Source organism: Dorea longicatena (assembly GCF_024168045.1).
Lineage (GTDB): Bacteria > Bacillota > Clostridia > Lachnospirales > Lachnospiraceae > Dorea_A.
This window is the reverse complement of the sequence record NZ_CP100126.1, coordinates 1,502,431-1,523,070: the sequence shown is the minus strand read 5'-3', so window position 1 is coordinate 1,523,070 and position 20,640 is coordinate 1,502,431. Positions and strand designations below refer to the sequence as shown.

General features: G+C 39.5%; 16 protein-coding genes and 2 pseudogenes. 17 read left to right on the top strand and 1 reads right to left on the bottom strand.

Going from position 1 to position 20,640, the window contains the following annotated elements:
* The first annotated feature begins 242 nt into the window (after positions 1 to 242).
* The 15 genes and pseudogenes from NKF87_RS07165 (at position 243) to NKF87_RS07095 (ending at position 17,385) form a co-directional block, all read left to right on the top strand.
* Positions 243 to 1,409 (top strand): XRE family transcriptional regulator, encoded by a 1,167-nt coding sequence (locus tag NKF87_RS07165; protein WP_009273376.1) that lies wholly within the window; start codon positions 243 to 245, stop codon positions 1,407 to 1,409.
* A 666-nt stretch (positions 1,410 to 2,075) separates the two neighbouring features.
* Positions 2,076 to 2,290, top strand: a pseudogene (locus tag NKF87_RS07160) (tRNA wybutosine-synthesizing protein 3-like protein).
* 111 nt (positions 2,291 to 2,401) lie between these two features.
* Positions 2,402 to 4,015, top strand: coding sequence for a recombinase family protein (locus tag NKF87_RS07155; RefSeq protein ID WP_009273379.1), 1,614 nt, complete (start codon positions 2,402 to 2,404; stop codon positions 4,013 to 4,015).
* A gap of 106 nt (positions 4,016 to 4,121) precedes the next feature.
* Entirely contained in the window at positions 4,122 to 4,583 is a 462-nt protein-coding gene (locus tag NKF87_RS07150) for a hypothetical protein (protein WP_055214382.1), read from the top strand.
* A 172-nt stretch (positions 4,584 to 4,755) separates the two neighbouring features.
* Positions 4,756 to 4,934, top strand: a pseudogene (locus NKF87_RS07145) (transposase).
* Entirely contained in the window at positions 4,931 to 6,034 is a 1,104-nt protein-coding gene (locus tag NKF87_RS07140; protein ID WP_253583347.1) for a transposase, read from the top strand. Before NKF87_RS07145 ends, NKF87_RS07140 begins: the two are co-directional and overlap by 4 nt.
* A gap of 252 nt (positions 6,035 to 6,286) precedes the next feature.
* Positions 6,287 to 6,988, top strand: a complete 702-nt coding sequence (locus NKF87_RS07135) for a DNA alkylation repair protein (protein ID WP_253583346.1) — start codon at positions 6,287 to 6,289, stop codon at positions 6,986 to 6,988.
* Positions 6,985 to 8,478 (top strand): ATP-binding protein, encoded by a 1,494-nt coding sequence (locus NKF87_RS07130; protein WP_253583345.1) that lies wholly within the window; start codon positions 6,985 to 6,987, stop codon positions 8,476 to 8,478. The genes NKF87_RS07135 and NKF87_RS07130 overlap by 4 nt, the downstream gene beginning before the upstream one ends.
* A 146-nt stretch (positions 8,479 to 8,624) precedes the next feature.
* Positions 8,625 to 10,754, top strand: a complete 2,130-nt coding sequence (locus NKF87_RS07125) for a CocE/NonD family hydrolase (RefSeq protein WP_253583344.1) — start codon at positions 8,625 to 8,627, stop codon at positions 10,752 to 10,754.
* Between the two features lie 326 nt (positions 10,755 to 11,080).
* Positions 11,081 to 11,797, top strand: a complete 717-nt coding sequence (locus NKF87_RS07120) for a LytR/AlgR family response regulator transcription factor (protein WP_117597453.1) — start codon at positions 11,081 to 11,083, stop codon at positions 11,795 to 11,797.
* Positions 11,794 to 12,969 carry a sensor histidine kinase gene (locus NKF87_RS07115; protein ID WP_006426523.1) on the top strand — a complete coding sequence of 392 codons (1,176 nt, stop codon included), beginning with the start codon at positions 11,794 to 11,796 and terminating at the stop codon, positions 12,967 to 12,969. The genes NKF87_RS07120 and NKF87_RS07115 overlap by 4 nt, the downstream gene beginning before the upstream one ends.
* A 2-nt stretch (positions 12,970 to 12,971) precedes the next feature.
* On the top strand, positions 12,972 to 15,650 hold the full coding sequence (locus NKF87_RS07110; RefSeq protein ID WP_253583343.1) for an FtsX-like permease family protein: 2,679 nt from the start codon (positions 12,972 to 12,974) through the stop codon (positions 15,648 to 15,650).
* On the top strand, positions 15,650 to 16,444 hold the full coding sequence (locus NKF87_RS07105; protein WP_055181816.1) for an ABC transporter ATP-binding protein: 795 nt from the start codon (positions 15,650 to 15,652) through the stop codon (positions 16,442 to 16,444). The genes NKF87_RS07110 and NKF87_RS07105 overlap by 1 nt, the downstream gene beginning before the upstream one ends.
* A 353-nt stretch (positions 16,445 to 16,797) precedes the next feature.
* Positions 16,798 to 17,136: a hypothetical protein gene (locus NKF87_RS07100; protein ID WP_253583342.1), complete on the top strand. Its 339-nt coding sequence runs from the start codon at positions 16,798 to 16,800 to the stop codon at positions 17,134 to 17,136.
* Positions 17,137 to 17,235: 99 nt separating this feature from the next.
* Positions 17,236 to 17,385 carry a hypothetical protein gene (locus NKF87_RS07095; RefSeq protein WP_243144065.1) on the top strand — a complete coding sequence of 50 codons (150 nt, stop codon included), beginning with the start codon at positions 17,236 to 17,238 and terminating at the stop codon, positions 17,383 to 17,385.
* A 72-nt stretch (positions 17,386 to 17,457) separates the two neighbouring features.
* On the opposite strand, the gene NKF87_RS07090 is transcribed toward NKF87_RS07095, so the two are convergent.
* Complete coding sequence (locus NKF87_RS07090) at positions 17,458 to 18,309, bottom strand: DUF11 domain-containing protein (RefSeq protein ID WP_161143601.1); 852 nt, start codon at positions 18,307 to 18,309, stop codon at positions 17,458 to 17,460.
* A 388-nt stretch (positions 18,310 to 18,697) separates the two neighbouring features.
* Between NKF87_RS07090 and NKF87_RS07085 the strand changes: the two genes are divergently transcribed.
* Complete coding sequence (locus NKF87_RS07085) at positions 18,698 to 19,195, top strand: hypothetical protein (RefSeq protein WP_253583341.1); 498 nt, start codon at positions 18,698 to 18,700, stop codon at positions 19,193 to 19,195.
* Between the two features lie 288 nt (positions 19,196 to 19,483).
* A complete protein-coding gene (locus tag NKF87_RS07080; RefSeq protein WP_253583340.1) occupies positions 19,484 to 20,635 on the top strand; it encodes a sensor histidine kinase in 1,152 nt (383 codons plus the stop codon).
* Positions 20,636 to 20,640 lie beyond the last annotated feature (5 nt).

The window sequence follows — 20,640 nt, the reverse complement described above, 5'->3', positions numbered from 1 at the left end:
CTTGCGAGCCGTTCAAAGCCCCCGTTATCTAACAGGGGGGTACTATTACAAAAGACAAGAGCAAAAACAAATACAAAACTGCTGATATGCAACGATTTACAAGGTTATAAGAACTTATTTCACTTCACATCCTATTTTTTCGATCCGACAGGTCTAAAACAGCATATCAATAGCAAATAATGATAAGATACAAGGCGTATGCTTCTATGAGTATATGCCTTTTTTGATTGGAGGAATAAAGCATGAATGATATGAAATTTATTGAAACATTAAAGCAAAAGAGAAAAGACTGTGATTATTCGCAATCACGACTGGCACAGGAATTGCAAATCAGCAGGCAGAACTTAAATGAAATTGAAAACGGAAAAACAAAAGCCAGTAAAGAAATGAAACATATACTTCTACATTATCTTGATTATTGTAATTGTACTCAGCCTTTCACTTTAACGATTGACTACCTGCGTGTTCGTTTTCTCACCACAGACGCATTGGAAATTATAAAAAATGTACTGGCAATGAAGAGCGAATATTTTATCCATGAAGATTACGGAATGTATGGCTATGAAGAACAGTATGTCTATGGGGATATTAGTGTAAATGCTTCTAAAGATAGTTCTATGGGTGTTTTATTGGAATTAAGAGGTATGGGGTGTCGGAACTTGGAATATGTTTTACAGGCAAGAGGGATAGACTGGTATTACTTTTTAAGATGTTGTATAGATTATCAAGGTGTTTTTAAACGCATAGATTTAGCGGTCAATGATATGGGCGGACTGCTGGATATAGAAATTCTAAGGGAACGCTATTATGCCAACAAGGTATGGAAACGTTCAAGAACCCATGAAGCAGTAGACAGCGGGAAATTATCGGGTACACATGGAGATACTGCAAAAACCTTTTATATCGGTTCAAAGAATAGTTCCATCTACTTTTGCCTGTATGAAAAAGAAAAGGAACAAAAAAGCAAAGGTATAAAAACAAACATTAAGAACCGCTTTGAAATTCGTTTAAAAAATGGAAAAGCAGAACAAACGATAGAACAACTTGTTTTTACAAGAAATCCCGAACAGACCATAGCAAGCCTTATCCTCACACAGATAGATTTTCCCGATTATATTTTATGGGATATATTTTTAGATAATGTAACGACCTCACTTCCGTTTATTATGACGCCTGTTGCTGTCAATATGGAGAAAACAAAACGCTGGTTAGAAAGACAGGTCATGCCCTCTTTATTGATGATAAAAGAGATTGAAAAGAAAACAGGAGCAAATTATCTGGAAGAAATCGACAGACATACAAGACTAACAGAAAAGCAGGAATTAAAAATTAAACAAATGACAACAGACATAGCAGATATGATTGAGAAAGATACCGCTGTTCCACAAGGGAATGACGGTATTTTTTAATTTCTTCAAAAAATCTGCAACAAAACGGTTACTTGCGTACAGATATGGTGCAAGGAAAGGAAATCTGACTTTTTTTGAAAACAGGTCATTAAATCGGTGGTTGCTGTCCCTATATGATGTGAAAGAAGAAACGATTTTCAATTTCAACTTAACAATCCGTAGTTTCCATTCCCTATATGGAGCAAAGAAAATCTTTCATTCCATAGTTGGTAGTAATAGTGTTGCATGGGTAGTTAGGGTGTGAAAAGAAAATCAGATTTTTTCATCACCAACTTAGCAGAATGACACTTTCTTTCCCTATATGGTGCAGGAAAAGAGAAAAGTTTTGAAGATTGGTTACGCTTCTGCTCTTTTCCAACGCGGTATATAGGAAAGACGATTTTCTTCTTTCATGTTCTTTGACAACTGAATAAAGCAGTTCAATACGTTTGACAGACAGCGAGCCGTTGAAACAGATACGCCATGACCTTTCCCCTGCAAAAGCGAGCGACAACTTATTTGTGTTCCTGTAAAAGATTTGTTCTCTTTTATCGCCATGACCTGTCCTGTCTGATAATGATACTCCCGTACAGCCACAGCTTGAGCGTTCAGAGCGTCGCACGCAATGGGTACGGCTACATAAGAACTATGCAGAGGTGGAACTCCTGTGGGCTATGACAAAAGCCGTTGAATTGCTTAGAAAAGATTTTTACAGAAAGGGGGTATGTGTTATTGCTGATATTGTAAAAACAAGGCAGGAAAAGACAAATAATAAGCGTGGCATTGGCAACAGAGGAAAAACAAAGATTGTTATAAAAGAGCACTTTTCCGAAAAGGGAAAGACAATGGGAGAACTTCTGACAGATGTTATGCTGGAAAAAGCAAAGCAGACAATCGCATAAAATCGGTGCAGTTGTAAGAAATAGATTGAATGACAAAAAGTACCCGTGTTATACTTTACTTGCAAGCAGGTATTGTAAACACGGGTTAGTTATAAAGGAGGATAACTGACAATGAAACAACAGATTTACAATACTGCACTTTATCTTAGGTTAAGCCGAGATGATGAATTACAGGGCGAAAGTTCCAGCATTACCACACAAAGAAGTATGTTGCGTCTATATGCAAAAGAACATCATTTGAATGTGATTGATGAATATATTGATGACGGCTGGTCGGGAACAAATTTTGAAAGACCGAGTTTCCAGAGAATGATTGAAGATATAGAGGCAGGAAAAATCAACTGTGTTGTAACGAAAGACCTTTCCCGACTTGGCAGAAATTATATTATGACAGGACAATATACAGAATTGTATTTTCCCAGCCATAATGTCCGTTACATAGCGATTGACGACGGTGTAGACAGCGAAAAAGGCGAAAGTGAGATTGCACCATTTAAAAATATCATTAATGAATGGGTGGCAAGAGATACAAGCCGTAAAGTGAAATCGGCATTTAAGACAAAATTTGCAGAGGGTGCGTATTATGGGGCTTATGCTCCGTTAGGATATAAGAAACACCCCGACATCAAAGGAAAACTGCTGGTTGATGAGGAAACAAAATGGATTGTTGAAAAAATCTTCTCCCTAGCCTATCAAGGTTACGGTAGTGCAAAAATCACAAAGGTACTGCGAGAAGAAAAAGTTCCGACAGCGTCTTGGCTGAATTTCACAAGGTACGGTACTTTTGCACACATCTTTGAGGGAAAGCCCGAAAGCAAGCGTTATGAGTGGACGATTGCTCATGTCAAGGCAATCTTAAAAAGTGAAGTCTATATCGGAAACAGCGTTCATAATCGACAATCAACAGTTTCATTCAAGAGCAAGAAAAAAGTGCGTAAGCCCGAAAGTGAATGGTTTCGAGTAGAAAATACCCATGAACCGATTATTGACAAGGAAGTGTTCTATCGTGTGCAGGAACAGATAAAATCAAGGCGTAGACAGACAAAGGAAAAAGCAACGCCGATATTTGCAGGGCTTGTCAAGTGTGCGGATTGTGGCTGGTCTATGCGGTTTGCGACAAATAAGGCAAATAAAACGCCATACAGTTATTATGCTTGCAGTTACTACGGGCAGTTTGGCAAAGGTACTTGTTCTATGCACTATATCCGTTATGATGTGTTGTATCAAGCCGTATTGGAACGATTGCAGTATTGGGCTAAGGCAGTACAGCAGGACGAAGAAAAGGTGTTGAATAAGATACAAAAGGCTGGCAATGCAGAGCGAATACGGGAAAAGAAGAAAAAGGCAAGTGCCTTGAAGAAAGCCGAGAACCGACAAAATGAGATTGACCGCTTGTTTGCGAAAATGTACGAAGATAGAGCCTGTGAGAAGATAACGGAACGAAACTTCATCATGCTGTCGGGGAAATATCAGAAAGAACAGATAGAACTGGAACAGCAGATAACCAACCTAAGAGAAGAATTAAGTAAAATGGAACAGGATATGATAGGTGCTGAAAGGTGGATTGAGTTAATCAAGGAGTATTCCGTACCAAAGGAACTGACAGCACCGTTATTAAATGCAATGATAGAAAAAATCCTTATTCACGAAGCAACAACGAATGAGGAGAACGAAAGAATACAGGAAATAGAGATATATTACCGATTTATTGGAAAAGTAGACTGATAAAGAGGGTTCATATCTTTAACTAAGGGAAACTGGAAAATCATTCCCGGACATCAGTCTGATCGAGCCACTGTGTCAGATACTGGATATCAGTGTCGGTGAATTCATGCTTGGAAAAAGGATTGAACCGGAACACTATCAGGAAGAGACAGAAAAAGCCTGGATTGCATCGCTGGATGAGCCGTTATTGTATAAAATTCAGATGATCATATATATATTAGGAATTGCAGCGGTTGCGGTATTGCAGGTTCCTCTTTTTTCACACGGACCTATGTGTGTGAATATTATATGCTGGGCTGTATGGGGTGCACTGTTCTTTGCTGCATATTACCTGGATAAGAAAATCCCGGAAAGGAAGCTGAGATATTCGAATCCCTGGATCGAAGGGGTGTTTTCAGTGATTTATTTCCTGTGTTATATGTTATGGTTCTTTTTGCGCAAAGATGAATGGGGAACATTGCCGATGTCGGAACAGATGTCGCTTTGGGCGATAATTGTTGTTGGATTGATTGTGGGGGTTTGTGTGAGAGTTTTTTTAGCAAGAAAAAAGAGGAGAAGTGCTGTTTAATGCGTTTAACATAATATAGCAAGAATTCTTCTTCCTCTGCAGGTGGGAGATGAATTGCAAAAAAACAAAAAGAACACTTGTTCGACAATGCGATTCGTGGTATTATAGAGTCAGTCGAAAACATAAATTGTTAGAGAAAAAAACAGATCATAATGCGCATTCAGTATATCTAATGTATTATCATCTGATCATGGTAGTGAAATATCGAAGAAAAGTCATTGACAATCCAATTTCAGAAAGAGCAAGAAAGAAGCCTTTTGGAGTCAGAGTTTCTGCCTACTGACAGCTGGAGGTGCTCCGGTAGAAGTAATCCGTCAATACATTGAAAGCCAGGGAGTGAAAAAGTATTGAACATAGCATATCGTTTCCGAATTTATCCGACAGAAGAACAGAAGATACTTCTAGGCAAAACATTTGGCTGTTGTCGTTTCCTGTACAATCAAATGCTTAATGATAAGATTCAGGAGTATGAAAAGACGAAGAAAATGTTAAAAAATACACCGGCCATGTATAAAAAGGAATATCCATTTTTGAAAGAAGTAGATTCGCTGGCGCTGGCAAATGTCCAGCTTCATCTGGAAAAGGCATATAAGAATTTTTTTCGGGAACCCAAGATTGGATTTCCAAGATACAAGTCAAAGCATCATTCCAGAAACAGCTATACAACGAATTTGGTCAATGGAAATATTTTGGTGGAAAGTAAGCGAATCCGACTTCCTAAGTTAAAATGGATTGCCATGAAAAAACACAGAGAGCCAGCAGAAGATTTTCGTCTGAAATCAGTGACAGTCAGTATGGAACCATCCGGAAAATACTTTGCAAGCCTGTTGTATGAAGGATACAGCTGTGAAAATCAAGCAGCTGAATCAGATTACAGTACTGCAAAGATACTTGGAATTGATTATGCAATGCAGGGAATGGCAGTGTTTTCAGAAAAGATTGAGACGGAAGAAGCAGGTTTTTTCAGAAAAAATGAAAAAAGGTTGGCGAGGGAGCAACGAAAGTTGTCAAGATGCGTACGAGGAAGTCATAATTACGAATTGCAGAAAAAGAAAGTTGCCAGATGTCATGAAAAGATACGAAATCAGAGAAGAGATTATCTGCACAAACTTAGTCGAAAGATTGCAGATAATTATGATGCAGTTGCAGTGGAAGATATCGATATGAAAGCAATGGGGCAGTGTCTGCATTTCGGAAAAAGTGTACAGGATAATGGATATGGAATGTTCAGAAAAATGTTAGACTATAAACTGGCATGGAAAGGAAAGAAAATGGTAAAGGTAGATCGTTTCTTTCCTTCCAGTAAAAAATGCTGTAAATGTGGAAGGATAAAGAAAGAACTGAAATTATCCGAAAGAGTCTATCGCTGTGCGTGTGGAAATGAGATGGATAGAGATCGTAATGCAGCAATTAACATCCGTGAAGAGGCAAGAAGGCTGTTGACAGCATAAACTGTCCGTATCCGGACAATAGAAAAACAAGAAAATATGCCCGTGTCCGGGCAAAAGAATCGCGGGGCACGCGAGGATAGCTTGTAGATACTTGGCTCAGTAGAGCCATTGAACAAGAAGCCCCCACTTCAAAATCAGAGATTTAAGTGGTGGGAGCATGTCACAACAATAGAAATTGTATCGCAACAGCGATATAATAAATAAAAAGATCATATGCCTGACATGGGAAATATAAGAATCAAGGATGAAAATATGAATAAAACAACAATCATAACCAACGTACAAACCCGTCTTTTTGAGCTGCAAGACTTAAAATACCGCGACTTCCATGCAAAACTAATGCCGACAGTCAACAAAGAAAAGATCATCGGTGTCCGGACGCCGGCACTTCGTGTATTTGCGAAGAAGTATGGAAAAACGGATGAAGCAAAAGAATATCTGCAGATGCTGCCACATCAGTACTACGAAGAAAATAATTTGCACGGACTTTTGATCGAACAGATTAAAGACTATGACACATGTCTGGAAGAACTGGAACGTTTTCTTCCGTATATTGATAACTGGGCGACCTGCGATATGCTTGCGGTCAAGGTAGTGAAGAAACATCTGGATACATTTATAGATGAAGTATACCGATGGATGGAATCCGACCATGCATATACCATCCGGTTCGGTATCAGTATGCTGATGCGCTATTATCTGGAAGATGCATTTCAGATGGAGTACCCGGAGAAAGTGGCACAGATCCGTTCGGAAGAATATTATGTAAATATGATGCGTGCATGGTATTTTGCGACGGCGCTTGCAAAGCAGTATGATAAGATTCTCCCGTTTGTCGAAAAGCAAAAATTAGATGTCTGGACGCATAATAAGACGATCCAGAAAGCTATCGAAAGTTACCGGATCACGCCAGAGCAGAAAGAATATCTAAGAGGGTTAAAGATTAAAAAATGAAATCCATATCCATTTATACGATCACAAGAAATCAGAATATCGAACAGTTGCAAAAACTGGAACGTCAGTTATCCGGAAGAGACTATTTTCTGAAAATGCGGGAATGGGAACTGGAAAGTATGAAAGCACTGACAGCCGAATTGGAAACCTGTATGGAGGATGTATATGCACTTCGTTTCTTTTATTCGTTTCAGATTCCGAGACTGGGAAAAGAATTTGATCTTCTGCAGATCAAGGAAGATCAGATTATTAATATTGAATTAAAAAGCGGTGTGGTATCGGATGAGGCCATTCGCAGACAGCTTTTGCAGAACCGCTATTATCTGTCGGTGCTTGGAAGAACGATTCATTCGTATACTTATATCAGCAGCCAGAACCGTCTGGTAAGACTGACGAATCATGATCATATCGCAGAGGCAGACTGGGACGAATTATGCAGAGCTTTGAAAAGAGAAAGTCCGGATTATGATGGGAATATCGAAGAACTGTTCCGCGCAGAACTCTATCTGATCTCACCGCTCAGAGAGCCGGAACGCTTTTTACAGAAAGAATATTTTCTGACGGCACAGCAAAGAGATATCGAACGACAGATCCTGAAAGGAATCCGTGCAAAACATTCCGACTATTACTGGTTCAGCGGACTTCCGGGGACGGGAAAGACATTGCTTCTGTATGATCTTGCGATGAAGTTGTCGGTACGTCAGAGAGTCTGCATGATTCATTGCGGAGAATCAGGAGAGGACTGGAGAATTTTACATAAACGTCTGCTCCGGATTGATTTTCTGTCGGATCGTCAGTTATCACTTCAGGCAGCAAAGCAGACGATGACAGAAAATGTGTGTGCGGAAGAAGCGTTTGATACATTCTTAAAACCATACAGTGCTATTCTGGTGGATGAGGCACATCTGCTTTCTGTGGAGCAATTAAAGATATTAGAAGAATGTAAAAAGCAGATTCCGATAATCTTCTCCAGTGATACGGAAGACATGATCTCGCCTGAAGAACTGGATCGTGAAATATCGCAAAGACTTGCGAGCCTGCCGGATGTGCAGAGCTTTCATATGACGAACCGTATCCGTACAAATGCAGAACTTTCTTCCTTTATTCAGAACATGCTGGATCTGTCGCGGAGAAAAGGGCAGAAGGGCTATCCTAATATTGAAGTAGTGTATGCGAATGATGATACAGAAGCGGTATGTTTGATGCAAGGCTATGCGAGACGGGGATATCTCTATCAGAATCCGGCAATGCGGGATGTGAACCGCCTGGTAGCCGTACTGGATGAACAGTATTATTATGATGAGGACGGTTATCTCCGTGCGGGAAAGATTAGTGAAGCTTCTTATGAAATAACCCGTATAACAACGAGTGAAGGCAGAAAATCAAATGTGAGACTTCTTTTTCATCAGCTGAATCAGGCAAAAGAAAAACTGGCGATTGTGATCAAAGACAATCCGTCAGTGTATGATACGATTTTGGATATATTATAGATGCGTAAAAACAGATAAAGAACTGTTTTTACGCATTTTTCTGTATCAGTCATTTCCAGATATTTTCAGAAAGAAAATTTGCCCGGTTCCGAAATGCGTGGTACAATATTCTTCAGATAAAATATTGAATCAGAGAGGTTTTTACAATGGGAGAAAAAAATTACAGTAAAGTACCTGTATTTGAAAATGGACTGGCACAGCCTGTTTTCAAATTCACAGACGGAAAGACAGGAGAAAACTATGATCCTGCCACATCAAGTATCGTAAGATACTGCGTATATGTGGAATCTGACTACGACATGGACGGTGATGGAAAAAGAGATCTCGTCAAAGCATTTATTCAGGTTCCGAGAAGTGCTGTAGAAGGCAGTTATAAGGCGGCAACATTATATGAAGCACGTCCGTATTGTGCAGGAGTGCAGGCAGACGGATATGATCATATGAAAGAAGTAGAAAGCAAAGAATACCGCAAATTTGACTTTGCAGATCTTGACAAAGAAGTGCCTGCACGTATTCCGGAAGGGACGATCAGTGCCATGGATCTTGCATTAAAGGCAGATCCGGCAGACTGGTATTATCCGGATAAAGGAAACAATAACAGCATGGTATATGAAAATCTAGATAACTTCAATTATTATCTGGTGCGCGGCTTTGCAGTGGTTGTAAGTGCCGGATTCGGAGCGCTTGGCTCAGATGGATTCAACTATGTCGGTTCAGAGTATGAAAGAGATGCATTCAAATCTGTTGTAGAATGGCTGCATGGCGACAGAGTGGCTTACGCAGACCGTGAAGGAAAGATCGAGACGAAGGCAGACTGGGCGAATGGGAATGTTGCCATGACCGGAAGATCTTATGCCGGAACCATGCCGTTTGCAGTTGCAACCACAGGCGTAGAAGGCCTGAAAACAATTGTTCCGGTTGCAGGTATCGCAGACTGGTATACACAGCAGAATATGCAGGGTGCACAGCGTTACTGGCCGAAAGAGATGCTGAACAGTTTCCTGGCATATTTCTGTTCCAGCCGTTATAACGATGAGACATTATCTGAGAAACAGTTGGATGATATTGCAGCATTCCATCATGAATTAAGTCTTCAGCAGTTAAAATGCGGATTCGACTATGATCCGGATTTCTGGGGAGCCGGAAACTACCGTCTGCATGCAGACCAGATCAAGTGCAGTGCGCTGATCGTACATGGATTCAATGATGAAAATGTATCTACAAAACAGTTCGAAATGATGCATACCGCATTCGAACAGGCAGGACAGACTGTGAAACTGATCCTTCATCAGGGTCCACATATCACACCGACCATGGCGAATAAGAATTACGGAATCCTGATCGATGGAAAATTCTATGATGATATCGTAAATGAATGGATATCCCATTATCTGTACGGAGTAGAAAATGGTGCCGAAAAGATGCCGGAAGTACTTGCTCAGACGAACTATGATCAGAAAAAATGGGAAACAGAAAGTGCATGGGAAACAGAGTATACCATGAAGCTTACTTCAAAAGAAGAGAGTAAGACAGTGATTGATACAGACTGGGAAAAAGCCGGTGTCAGTGCAGAAAACTTTGATGATGTGATGGCACTGAAGTCTACAAATATGGCTCAGCGTTATGTGACAGATCCATTTGAAAAAGCCGTGACTGTACAGGGAACGGTATGCCTGAACTTAAAGGCAGCATTAAAAGACGGAAATATCGAAACAGATTTCGATCCGGAAAACAGAAACGATGTGGATACACTGACCATGCAGCTTGGTAATTCCAAAGTATCCGGCAAAATGGATGATGTAGAGATTGCAGTGCTTCTCTGTGATGTATGTGACGAAGAATTCGACAGTATCCAGACTGTAGATCCGGAAAGAAATATTGTTCCGGTCACGACAGTAAAAGAAGGCGGAATCATGAATGGCGGAGATCTTCCGGCATTTGATGAGGCAGAATTCAATACTGTACATAAAAAATACCGTGTGATCACACGTGCATTTGCAGATCTGTGTAATCCGGAAGCAGGTTACGCACCGGAAACGGCACAGAACAGCATCGAGCTTAAAAAAGGTGAATATCATGATTATACCGTATATCTCAATGCGACAAGATATACTGTAGAGCCGGGACACAGACTTGCAGTAGTTGTTGCAACAGAAGATCCGGTAAACTGCCTGATCCATAAGACATATTCGGTAGAGATTGATGACAACTCTGTGATGGTGGAAGTTCCTGTGACAAAAGCGAGTGAGGACATGGGACTGAATAAAGCGGAATAGATAGAATATCTATCGGAAATGAGAAAAGTACGAGCTGCTGGTTGAAATATTAGAAGTAAATGATTGAAAAAATAAGAACTGCTGTTTTAGGAGTAAAGTCTTAAAATAGCAGTTCTTTTGTGTTGCCATGTGTTCGTAAGGAGCTGCTTGGCTGCCAAAACATCTGTAAGGAGCTTTGCCAATGGTAAGTTTTTTGTATCAGCAGACGTTTTTTCAAGAATTCATGGCCACAAATCCCGGAATTCATGGCCAGTTATAACAATATTTGTAACTATCGTGGTACAATGAATGCAATAATTATGTGAATAAATACGGAGAAAATATAAATGTTTCAGATAGCAATGATAGAAGATGAAGAACATACAAGACAGGAAGTGGAAAGACTTATTAGCCGGGAGTTCGAGAAACTTAAGGTGCAGGATATAACTACCGAAATATATAAAACAGCCGAAGAATTTCTGGAAGTTAAGAAGCACTACGATGTAGTTATCTCAGATATTGATCTTCCGGGGAAAAGCGGGATCGATCTGGGAAGAATTTTAAAGGCAGAACAAAAAGATATCTGCCTGGTATTCCTGACATCGTACGCCGAATTTGCAGTGGATAGTTATGTCCTCGAGGCATATCAGTATATTTTGAAAAGAGATATGAAGGAACGTTTGCCGGCAGTATTACAGAAAATTTATCAGGAAAAGCAAAAAGAGAGCCAGAATTTCTTCTGGATCGGTGGGGTGACGGACCAGAGAAAATTATATCATAAAGACATTATCTGTATCCGCAAGGTCAAAGGGCAGAAGTATGTTGAATTTGTAATGGTAAATGGCGCATACAAAGAACGTCTGGCACTGCATCAGATTTTTGAAGATTTGAAAAGCCCGGCTTTTATATTTGCCGGAAGAAGTTATATTATCAATATCGATCATGTGGATCGGATCACGACGGCTGCCATCTATCTGGAAGACGGGATTAAGATTCAGGCAGGGGCAGAGACTATTCAGGATGTGAAGACACGGATCATGGAATACTGGAGAAATGTAGAATGAAAGAATGGACGAGAAAGCGAAAAGCAGATGTTTGTATGGGGATTCTGCTACAAATATATTTCTTCTTTCCATGGATCCGTATAGACGGAGGGTATCACACGATTCACGTGTATCTGATCGAGATATTCCGGAAAGAAAGCTGCATCAAGGCATATAATTATATTTTCTTATCTGGGCATCCAATCTTATGGAAATATTCCGGTTTTGCGGCAGTGACATTTACCATGATCATAGCATTTATGATTGTGATGCAGATGATCGAACTATGGCAATTGTACAGACATATGAAAGGGATCAAAACGTTTGATATACACAGGTATGTCTGGGTTCTTGCCATCGTTCTTTTTTTCTTATATCTTGATGCTTCATACATCTATCTGGATGACAGTGCGCTGTTCAAGCTTAGAATCTATATGTATATGGTGATATTCATAGGTATTATTGGAATCTGGATGTTTCTGGATATCGAGGCGGCTGCATGGGATACGGAGACAGCAAAGCATAAGACAGAACTGAAAGAGCGGGACGAACAGTTGCTGCAGGTAAAAGTGAAAGCGCTGGAAGAAAAATATCAGGAAATGTTAAAGAGCCGGAAGGTTGTACATGATATGAAAAATCACCTGCTTGCATTGAAAAAATACGATCAGGAGAGAGACTGGGAAGGACTGCACCAGTATCTGAATGAATTAAGTGATGATATGCTGGATGACAGCTATCAGATCTGGACGGGTAACCGCATGCTGGATATGATCCTCAATCAAAAGACGAAAGATGCAAAAGAGAAAGAGACGGATATGCAGATTGAGACAGAAGTATTTGCAACCCTTCCGTTTTCAGACAGGGAGATTATTTCACTTTTTGGAAACGTTCTAGATAATGCGCTGGAAGCCTGTGAACGGATCCAAGATAAAAAGCGCTGGATAAAAATTAAGATAAAAAAGAAGAATCATTTATTATATATTGAGACCTCAAATGCAATTAAAGAAATGCCGGTGCAGAATCAGAAGGAATTTGTATCAGTAAAAGAAGATGAGATACTTCATGGATATGGAATGAAGAACATACAGGATATTGTCAGAAAATATGACGGCATATTCCGATATAAAATTTACGGGGAGTATCTGGTCTGTATCATCTCGATATATGATATAAGAGGGGCGGAAGAGGAATGAGAATGGAAGAGAAAAAGAGACGGATGAATATTATTCTGGGGATCATACTTCAGATATATTTTCTGTTTCCGTGGATGAATATAACGGGAGAACGGAAGAATTTTATTATGTATGTAATTGCTGTGTTGAGAAATCACAGTTGTGCAGATACATATAACACGACGTTTTTAGACGGAGTAGCAGATGCATTACCACTGGATATTCATACACTGGCAAAAACATTCACGGTATGTGTTATGCTGTATGTCGTTCTTGAAGTAATCGAAACAATACGGCTTATCTGTAACATCAAGGGATGGGAAATAAAATTTTTATCTATCATAGAACTTATCGGATTATTTGCAATGCTGTCGGTAGTGGCCGAGATTGGACTTAACAGTTCATGGAGCAGTGCGGGTACGATACAGGTGTTCCCGATGTATCTACTTGGGTATCTGGCAGTATTTCCGATATGGACGGGGATACGGTTACTGATGCATAAATCCATGGAAGAATGGGAAGAATCCGGTGAACAGATCCTGAAAACGCAGGAAAATGATAAGCATTATAAACAGGAACGGAAAAGAAGATTATATTTTCCAGGGAAATATTCGAAGCTTTATTACCATGTGCTGTGGGAGAATTTTAAATATCACTGGAGAGATTTTTCTTTTTTATTTGTATCGGTTCTGTTATCGGCAGCATTTCTGTTCATTGGATTTGGAATGAGAGAGGCATTTTCCGGAAGCTATGGATATGATAATGAATTACTAGGGCTTGGGCTGACTGAGATTATGAAGGACTGCCTGATCGTGATCGTACTGATATCATTGTTTTTGATTACGGTTGTCATGGTATTCTACCGGAAAAAACGGATGGCGGATGATGGGATTTTCCGGACACTTGGCATGCGGAGCAATGCCGTGTTCTGGTCCTGGATCGGAGAATTACTTGCCGGATTTGCGGTGGCACTGGTGACGGCATTTGTGATTGGAAGAGCCATTTTGTTTGGCATATATGCCGCTGTTATACAGCATTTTCCTAAAATCGATATGAAATCAGAGGTATCGTGGAAGGTGTATCTGATCACGGCAATCGTGATAGCTGTTATCTGTTTGTTTGCTTTTGGTATCTCTGGGGATATCCATGCAGGAGAACGTTCCGCCGATGCCAGAAATGCAGCGGTGAAAAGTGAGAAGATTCCGGGAATATGCAGAAAAGCAGGGGCGTTGATCAGCGGGCTGCTGGGAGTAATCGTCCTGTATCTGTATACACAGAGAAGATTTTCAGAGAGTATCTTTCTTTTGTGTGGGTTCTTCCTGTGTTTGTATGTTTTTCTGTATAATATAGGTGCCATGATCCTGCGTAAAAAAGAAACGTCTATGGATCAATACCTGCGAACCCTTCCGGAAGAACATATGATACGACACAGATACCAGACAACTGTAAAGTATCTGACACTTATGATCGTGATACATGTATGTGTGATGTCCTTTTTCTCGGTAAAAGTTGTATCTAACAGAATCGCAGATAAGACGGATACGCTGTACCCATACGACTATGTATGGCTTGCGAATAGTAATGATACAGGGATTATCGAAAAGCTTAAGCAAGAATGCAAAGCAGAAGTGACCAGTATTCCGATGGTCCGGGCAACAACGATAGATAATACAGAACGTCTGGAAGGACCATTTGATCTTGTCTGGCAGCAAGGCCAGAATATCGGTATATCAGAGAGCAGTTATCGAAAGTTAAAGAAGGCAGTCGGAGAAAAACCGAAAAAGCATCTGAATCTTGACAAGAACGGAAAGAAAATTTATGTCGTGTATCAGCAAGATCAGGGAACAAAGGCGAAACCAATTGATCACTATCAGTTGATGATACATCCGAATCTACATATCGGACAGCCATTGTTTGGCTTTGATACAATGGAGCACCAGACTTATTATCCGGTACGGACGATTACAGGCTCCGAGACTTCGAGTCTGATCGGCGCATTCAAACAGGGAAAATACGAGAATCTTATTGTATTCGCTGATGCATATTTTGACAAAATAAAAGACTATTGGAAAACGACAGACATGAGTACGGGAGAAAAAATAAAAACGTCGGATGCGGTATTGGAAGAAAATATCCATGAATGGCCGACGAAACTTGTCCTTGCAAATCTACCGGAAAAATACCAGAAAAAAGCAGATCAGTTGACAATAGATTTTGCAAAGCAACATGCATATGATGAGTCATTTGATTCGCTTGTAAAAAGTACATATACGAAGACAGAAGCAGCGAAAAAGCGGCAGATGGAGCGAATCCTTGAATGTGTGATGAATGGATTTGTGCTTATTATTTTATCTGTGATCAGTATGCTCCTACTTCATATGAAGGTTCAGATGGAACTGCCGGATATGCGGAAACGGTATCAGTTCATGAACCGTCTGGGAATGAATCGCAGGGAACGGATCTGCATCGAGAAAAAGGAAATCAGCCGGTTTGTGACGATCCCATCTGTTATTGCCGTTATAGTTACGGTACTGTATTCTGGAATTGTATTTGGACTCAGGGATTATCATCTGAATGATGTGAAGAATTATGTGATAAATGCAGGTGTACTCTGGATTATATATTTCATATTACAGTGGCTGAATCTGAAGTGGCTGGAAGATACGATTGTGAAAAAGATTGAAAAGGGAGCAGATTTGTAATGAATGAAAAATTAGAAAAGAATGAAAATAAAAAAACGGCAGACGTATTAAGAGCAGAGAATCTGGTCCGTGATTATGTGCAGTATGGAGAAGATGGTGAAAAGAAGAAAGAGATCCACGTCTTGAAGGGATTAAATTTTTCTATCCAGAGACAGGAGTTTGTCGGAATTATGGGAAGATCCGGATGTGGAAAGACGACACTTTTGAAACTATTGGGTATGATAGACCGTCAGACCGGAGGAAAGCTGTTCTTTGAAGAACATGATACGGAAGATTTGTGGAAGGATGAATTTGCGGACATACGACGAAGAAAGATCGGATTCGTGTTCCAGGACTTCTATTTGATGGACAGTCTGTCCGTCAGGGAAAATATCATGCTTCCGAAGATCCTGGATAAGAAGAGTGCGAAAGAGTGTATGGAAGAATCGCAGAAATATGCAGAACAGTTCGGAATTACACATCTGATGAACAAGAAGCCGTATGAATTATCCGGAGGTGAAAAGCAGCGAGTGGCGATATCCAGAGCATTGATCAACAATCCGGATCTGATACTTGCGGATGAGCCGACCGGAAACCTCGACTCTAAGTCCGGTGATGTGGTAATCCATACACTGAGTCATATCAATCGGGAACTTGGCAAGACAATTGTTATGGTAACACATGATCCGAAGATGGCAAGTTATTGCAGCAGGCTGATTCTTCTGAAAGATGGAATGATTCTGGAAGATATGAGAAATGGCGTGGATCAGGAAGCGTTTTATCAGGAGATTCTTGGGAAGATGAAGGAGTTGTAGAAAGTTCACAAAAAATCAGTATTTCTAGAAATTGCATTGAAAATAAAAATCAGGCATGTTATTCTAGCGGCACGCAGATAAATTCTAGCATCTGCAACGTATCTATATTTATCAATTCATTTACTTCAAGCCCAGATATTCGGGCATTAATCAAAAATGAAAACCACAGAAAACAGATAAATACATGCCTGATAAAGAAAGTTGTTCATATATACTGGTATATATATATAAAATGTATGCTATGATATTCATAAAAATAAGCAGTTTTTCTTTTAAAGGAGTTATATCTGTATAAGAAAGGAGAGCTGTTTATGAACAAATGAAAATCATTAAAAGAATTAAAAGAATTAAACTTGCTGGACAAATTTCTATTCGATGAAGCAATGGATGACCCTGAAAATGTAAAGACGATGTTAGACATCATATTAAGTAAAAAGACGAATCTGAAGCATCCACCGCAGACAGAGAAGGAACAGAGAACGTCTACGGATAATCGGCAGGTCCGGTTAGATGTCTATGCTATGGATGAAGACGATGTGATATACGAAGTGGAGGCGCAGAAAGAAAATACGCATAATCTTCTGAAAAGAAGTCGTTTGTATCAGGGAATCATCGACAGTAAACTGCTGCCGCCAGGTGGTATCCCAAGAACTGATAGAACTTTTGAAATATATGGAACACAGTACAGATGAAGTGTCAGAACAGTGCAAAAGTGAACGGATTCAAAAGATGCGTAGACGAGTTTGTCGGATTAAAGCAAGTGAAAAAACAGAGGTGAAGTATATGCAGGCATGGGAAGAAATATTGCTGGAAAGACAAAAAGAGAATTGCTCAGAAAAATGAATCATAAGATGTCCATTGAGAAAATTGCAGATGTATTGGATATGGATGTTTCAGAGGTGAAACATATCATTGAGGAACAATATGATACAGAAGATTAAATCGGAAAATAATCGCAACGGGAGAGACCATCTGACATTATTCAGATGGCCTCTCCTGCCATTTTTTAATGCTTATACTGTTCCGGTAATTGTCAGAGTGCTAAATCCCGGATTAGAACTCCATTCACCGGTAGTCTCGTTGACGGTAAATGTTGCTGCAGGAACAGTAACTTTTCCGGAACCGGTAGCAAAAGTACCGGTAGTTTTATCATAAGTGTAGTCTTCACCTTCTGTCCATGTGCTTCCGTTAAAGGTGACAGTCAGATTAGAAAGTATTGGATTAAACGTATCGGTAACGATTACGGCCGTGGCTTCATTTGCAGGAACGTTTCCTTCATTCTGAATCAGGAACGTGTAGGTCAGGCTTCCGTTTTCAGTAACAGGTACCGGACTGATAGATTTTGTGATACCTAAGAGCGGCAAGGCTTCTGCATTTACCGTTTCCTTAGCGGTGATAGAAGTAATGCCGTCTCCACTTGCAGTAACCGTGTTGGTAATGAATGATTCATTGGTGAGAGGAGCGTATTGATTTACAGCTGTTTCATAGACCAGTGTCAGATTACCATTTGCAGGAACAGTTAATCCAGAGAAGACAAGCGGAGGACCTGCGGTTACAGCAGGTACAGCCTGTAACGTTCCGTTTGTATAGTATTTTACCGTGTTATCCAGATACGTTAACGGTGTCAGTGAAGTAGTAGAAAATGCATACGCACCAAGGTCATCTGTGAGTGTAAGTCCTGTAATAGGAGTGGTACCGGAGTTAACAATACTTATAATATAGGTGACAGTACCTCCCGGATGATAGGTATTTTTTACTGCAGTTTTCGAGATTGACAATACTTCGAGAATCTCACCGACGGCAATATTTGAATTAGTAACAGAATTTCCGTAACGGAGTTGTGCCTGGTTTGTAAATTGAGCCATATTTTTAACCTTCCTTTCATATATGTGTCTACAATATAATATATGTCTGTGGAGTAAAATTGCCCGGGGATAATTTGTAGAAGATTTACAAAAATTGAGCATTTCTAAAATATATATTGAAAGCATGAATAGAGCATGTTATCCTATCAACACGCAGATGAATTCTAATATCTGCAACGCATCTATATTTACCAATTCATTTATTTCAAGCCCAAACAATCGGGTAAGAATCCAAGATGAAAATCATAAAAAACAGATAAATACATGTCTGATAAAAGAAGATAACGGTATATACTGGTATATATATAAATTCTGTGTTATCATATGCATAAAGCTAAACAGTTCTTCTTTGCAGGTATTATATCTGTACAAGAGAGGAGAACTGCTTATGAACCAAAGAAAATCATTAAAAGAATTAAACTTGCTGGATAAATTTCTGTTCGATGAAGCGATGGATGATCCGGAAAATGTAAAGACGATGTTGGATATCATACTTCTGAATACCAGGGGCAAACATCCCGAGCTGGTGTCACCAGAATTGATAGAATTGTTTAAGTATATGGAACGTAGTACGGATGAAGTATCAGGGAAGTGTAAAAGTAAGCGGATTCAAGAGATGCATAGACGAGTTTGTCAGATCAAAGCAAGTGAAAAGACAGAGGTGAAGTATATGCAGACATGGGAAGAACAGATAATGATAAGGCAGGAGGGAATTACTGAGGGAAGAATAGAAGGCGAGAAAATTGGACGATTAAGAGGAAAAAGAGAACTCTTAGAAAAATTGTCTGATAAATTTTCGATTGAGCAAATTTCAGAAATGTTAGAGATCGATATTTCAGAATTAAAGAATATTATGAAAGAAATACAGAACGAAAAGTATCTGTAAGAAATTGTTAGTGGCAGGTTCTGTGGGTAGCAGCTTTATACTAATGCATGGTCATATTATAAGAACGGTCAGATATGTTTATCAAGACATGTCTGACCGTTTTTCGTATAGCAGGGGATGAAAGAAAACATGCGGTTTTTCTGTGTGTAATTACCACGGTAGATCCATACTTTTAAAATTTCATGGTCAGAAAACCCGCTATTCATGGCCATTATAAGGCGGAAGAAGAAAAGGCATGGTACAATAACTATAAAGATTTCACGTGAAAATAAGATGGAGAACGATAAAATGAATGGATGGACAAAAAAGAGAAAAGTAGATACTTTTATGGGGATTTTATTGCAAGTGTACTGTTTCTTCCCGTGGATGCGCATAAATAGAAAATGGAATACGATTCACAGGTATGTAATTAAGACCTTTCAGGAAAATGATTACATCAAGATGTATAATCATACATTTTTAAAACAGCATATGTGGAAATGGAAACATTCACAGGTAGTTGCGTTTATATTTTTACTGATGTTAATATTCCTGATTTTGCTTCAGAGTATAGAATTGTATGAATTATACCAGTGCATAAAAAACGGGAATCAATCAACAAATTATCATGTATTTGTTTGGATTACTTATCTTGCAGCATTTTACATCTTTATGGCTATAGCATCTACCGGATTTGCAGAATTTTATTCTATGCCGATGTTTTGTTATATGATGCTGTTTCTGGCTGTCATAGAAATCTGGATATTTCTTGATATTCAGGCAGAAGCATGGGACGTTGAGACAGAACAGCACAGAGCTGAACTGGAAGAGCAGGATAAGAAGATGCTCCAGATGAAAGTAAAGGCGATGGAAGAACAATATAGGGAAATGTTAAAGAGCCGGAAGATTGTTCATGATATGAAGAATCATTTGCTTGCATTAAAGAAATATACGCAGGAACAGGACTGGAAGGGATTGGAAGAATATCTGAACGAACTCAGCCAGGACATGTTGGATTACAATTACCAGATCTGGACAGGAAACCATATGCTGGATATGATTCTTAACCAGAAAGAGAAGGAGGCAGAGAAGCAAAAGACGCAGATGCAGATCAGCACGGAAGTATTCACAACGCTTCCGTTTTCTGACAGAGAGATCATTTCACTTTTTGGAAATCTTTTGGACAATGCGTTGGAAGCGTGTGAGCAGATCAAAGAAGGAGAACGCTGGATACATATAAAAATGAAAAAGAAGAATCAGCTCTTATACATCGAGATTGTAAATGCGGCTAAAAATACGGGAATACAGACAGATGAAAATTTTGTATCAAAAAAAAAGGATGGAGTGTTACATGGTTATGGAATGAAAAATATCCGGGATATTGTAGAACAATACAATGGAATGTTTCAGTGTAAAAGCCAGGAGGATCGGTTTGAGGTTGTGATTACTATTTACGGATAGGAGGC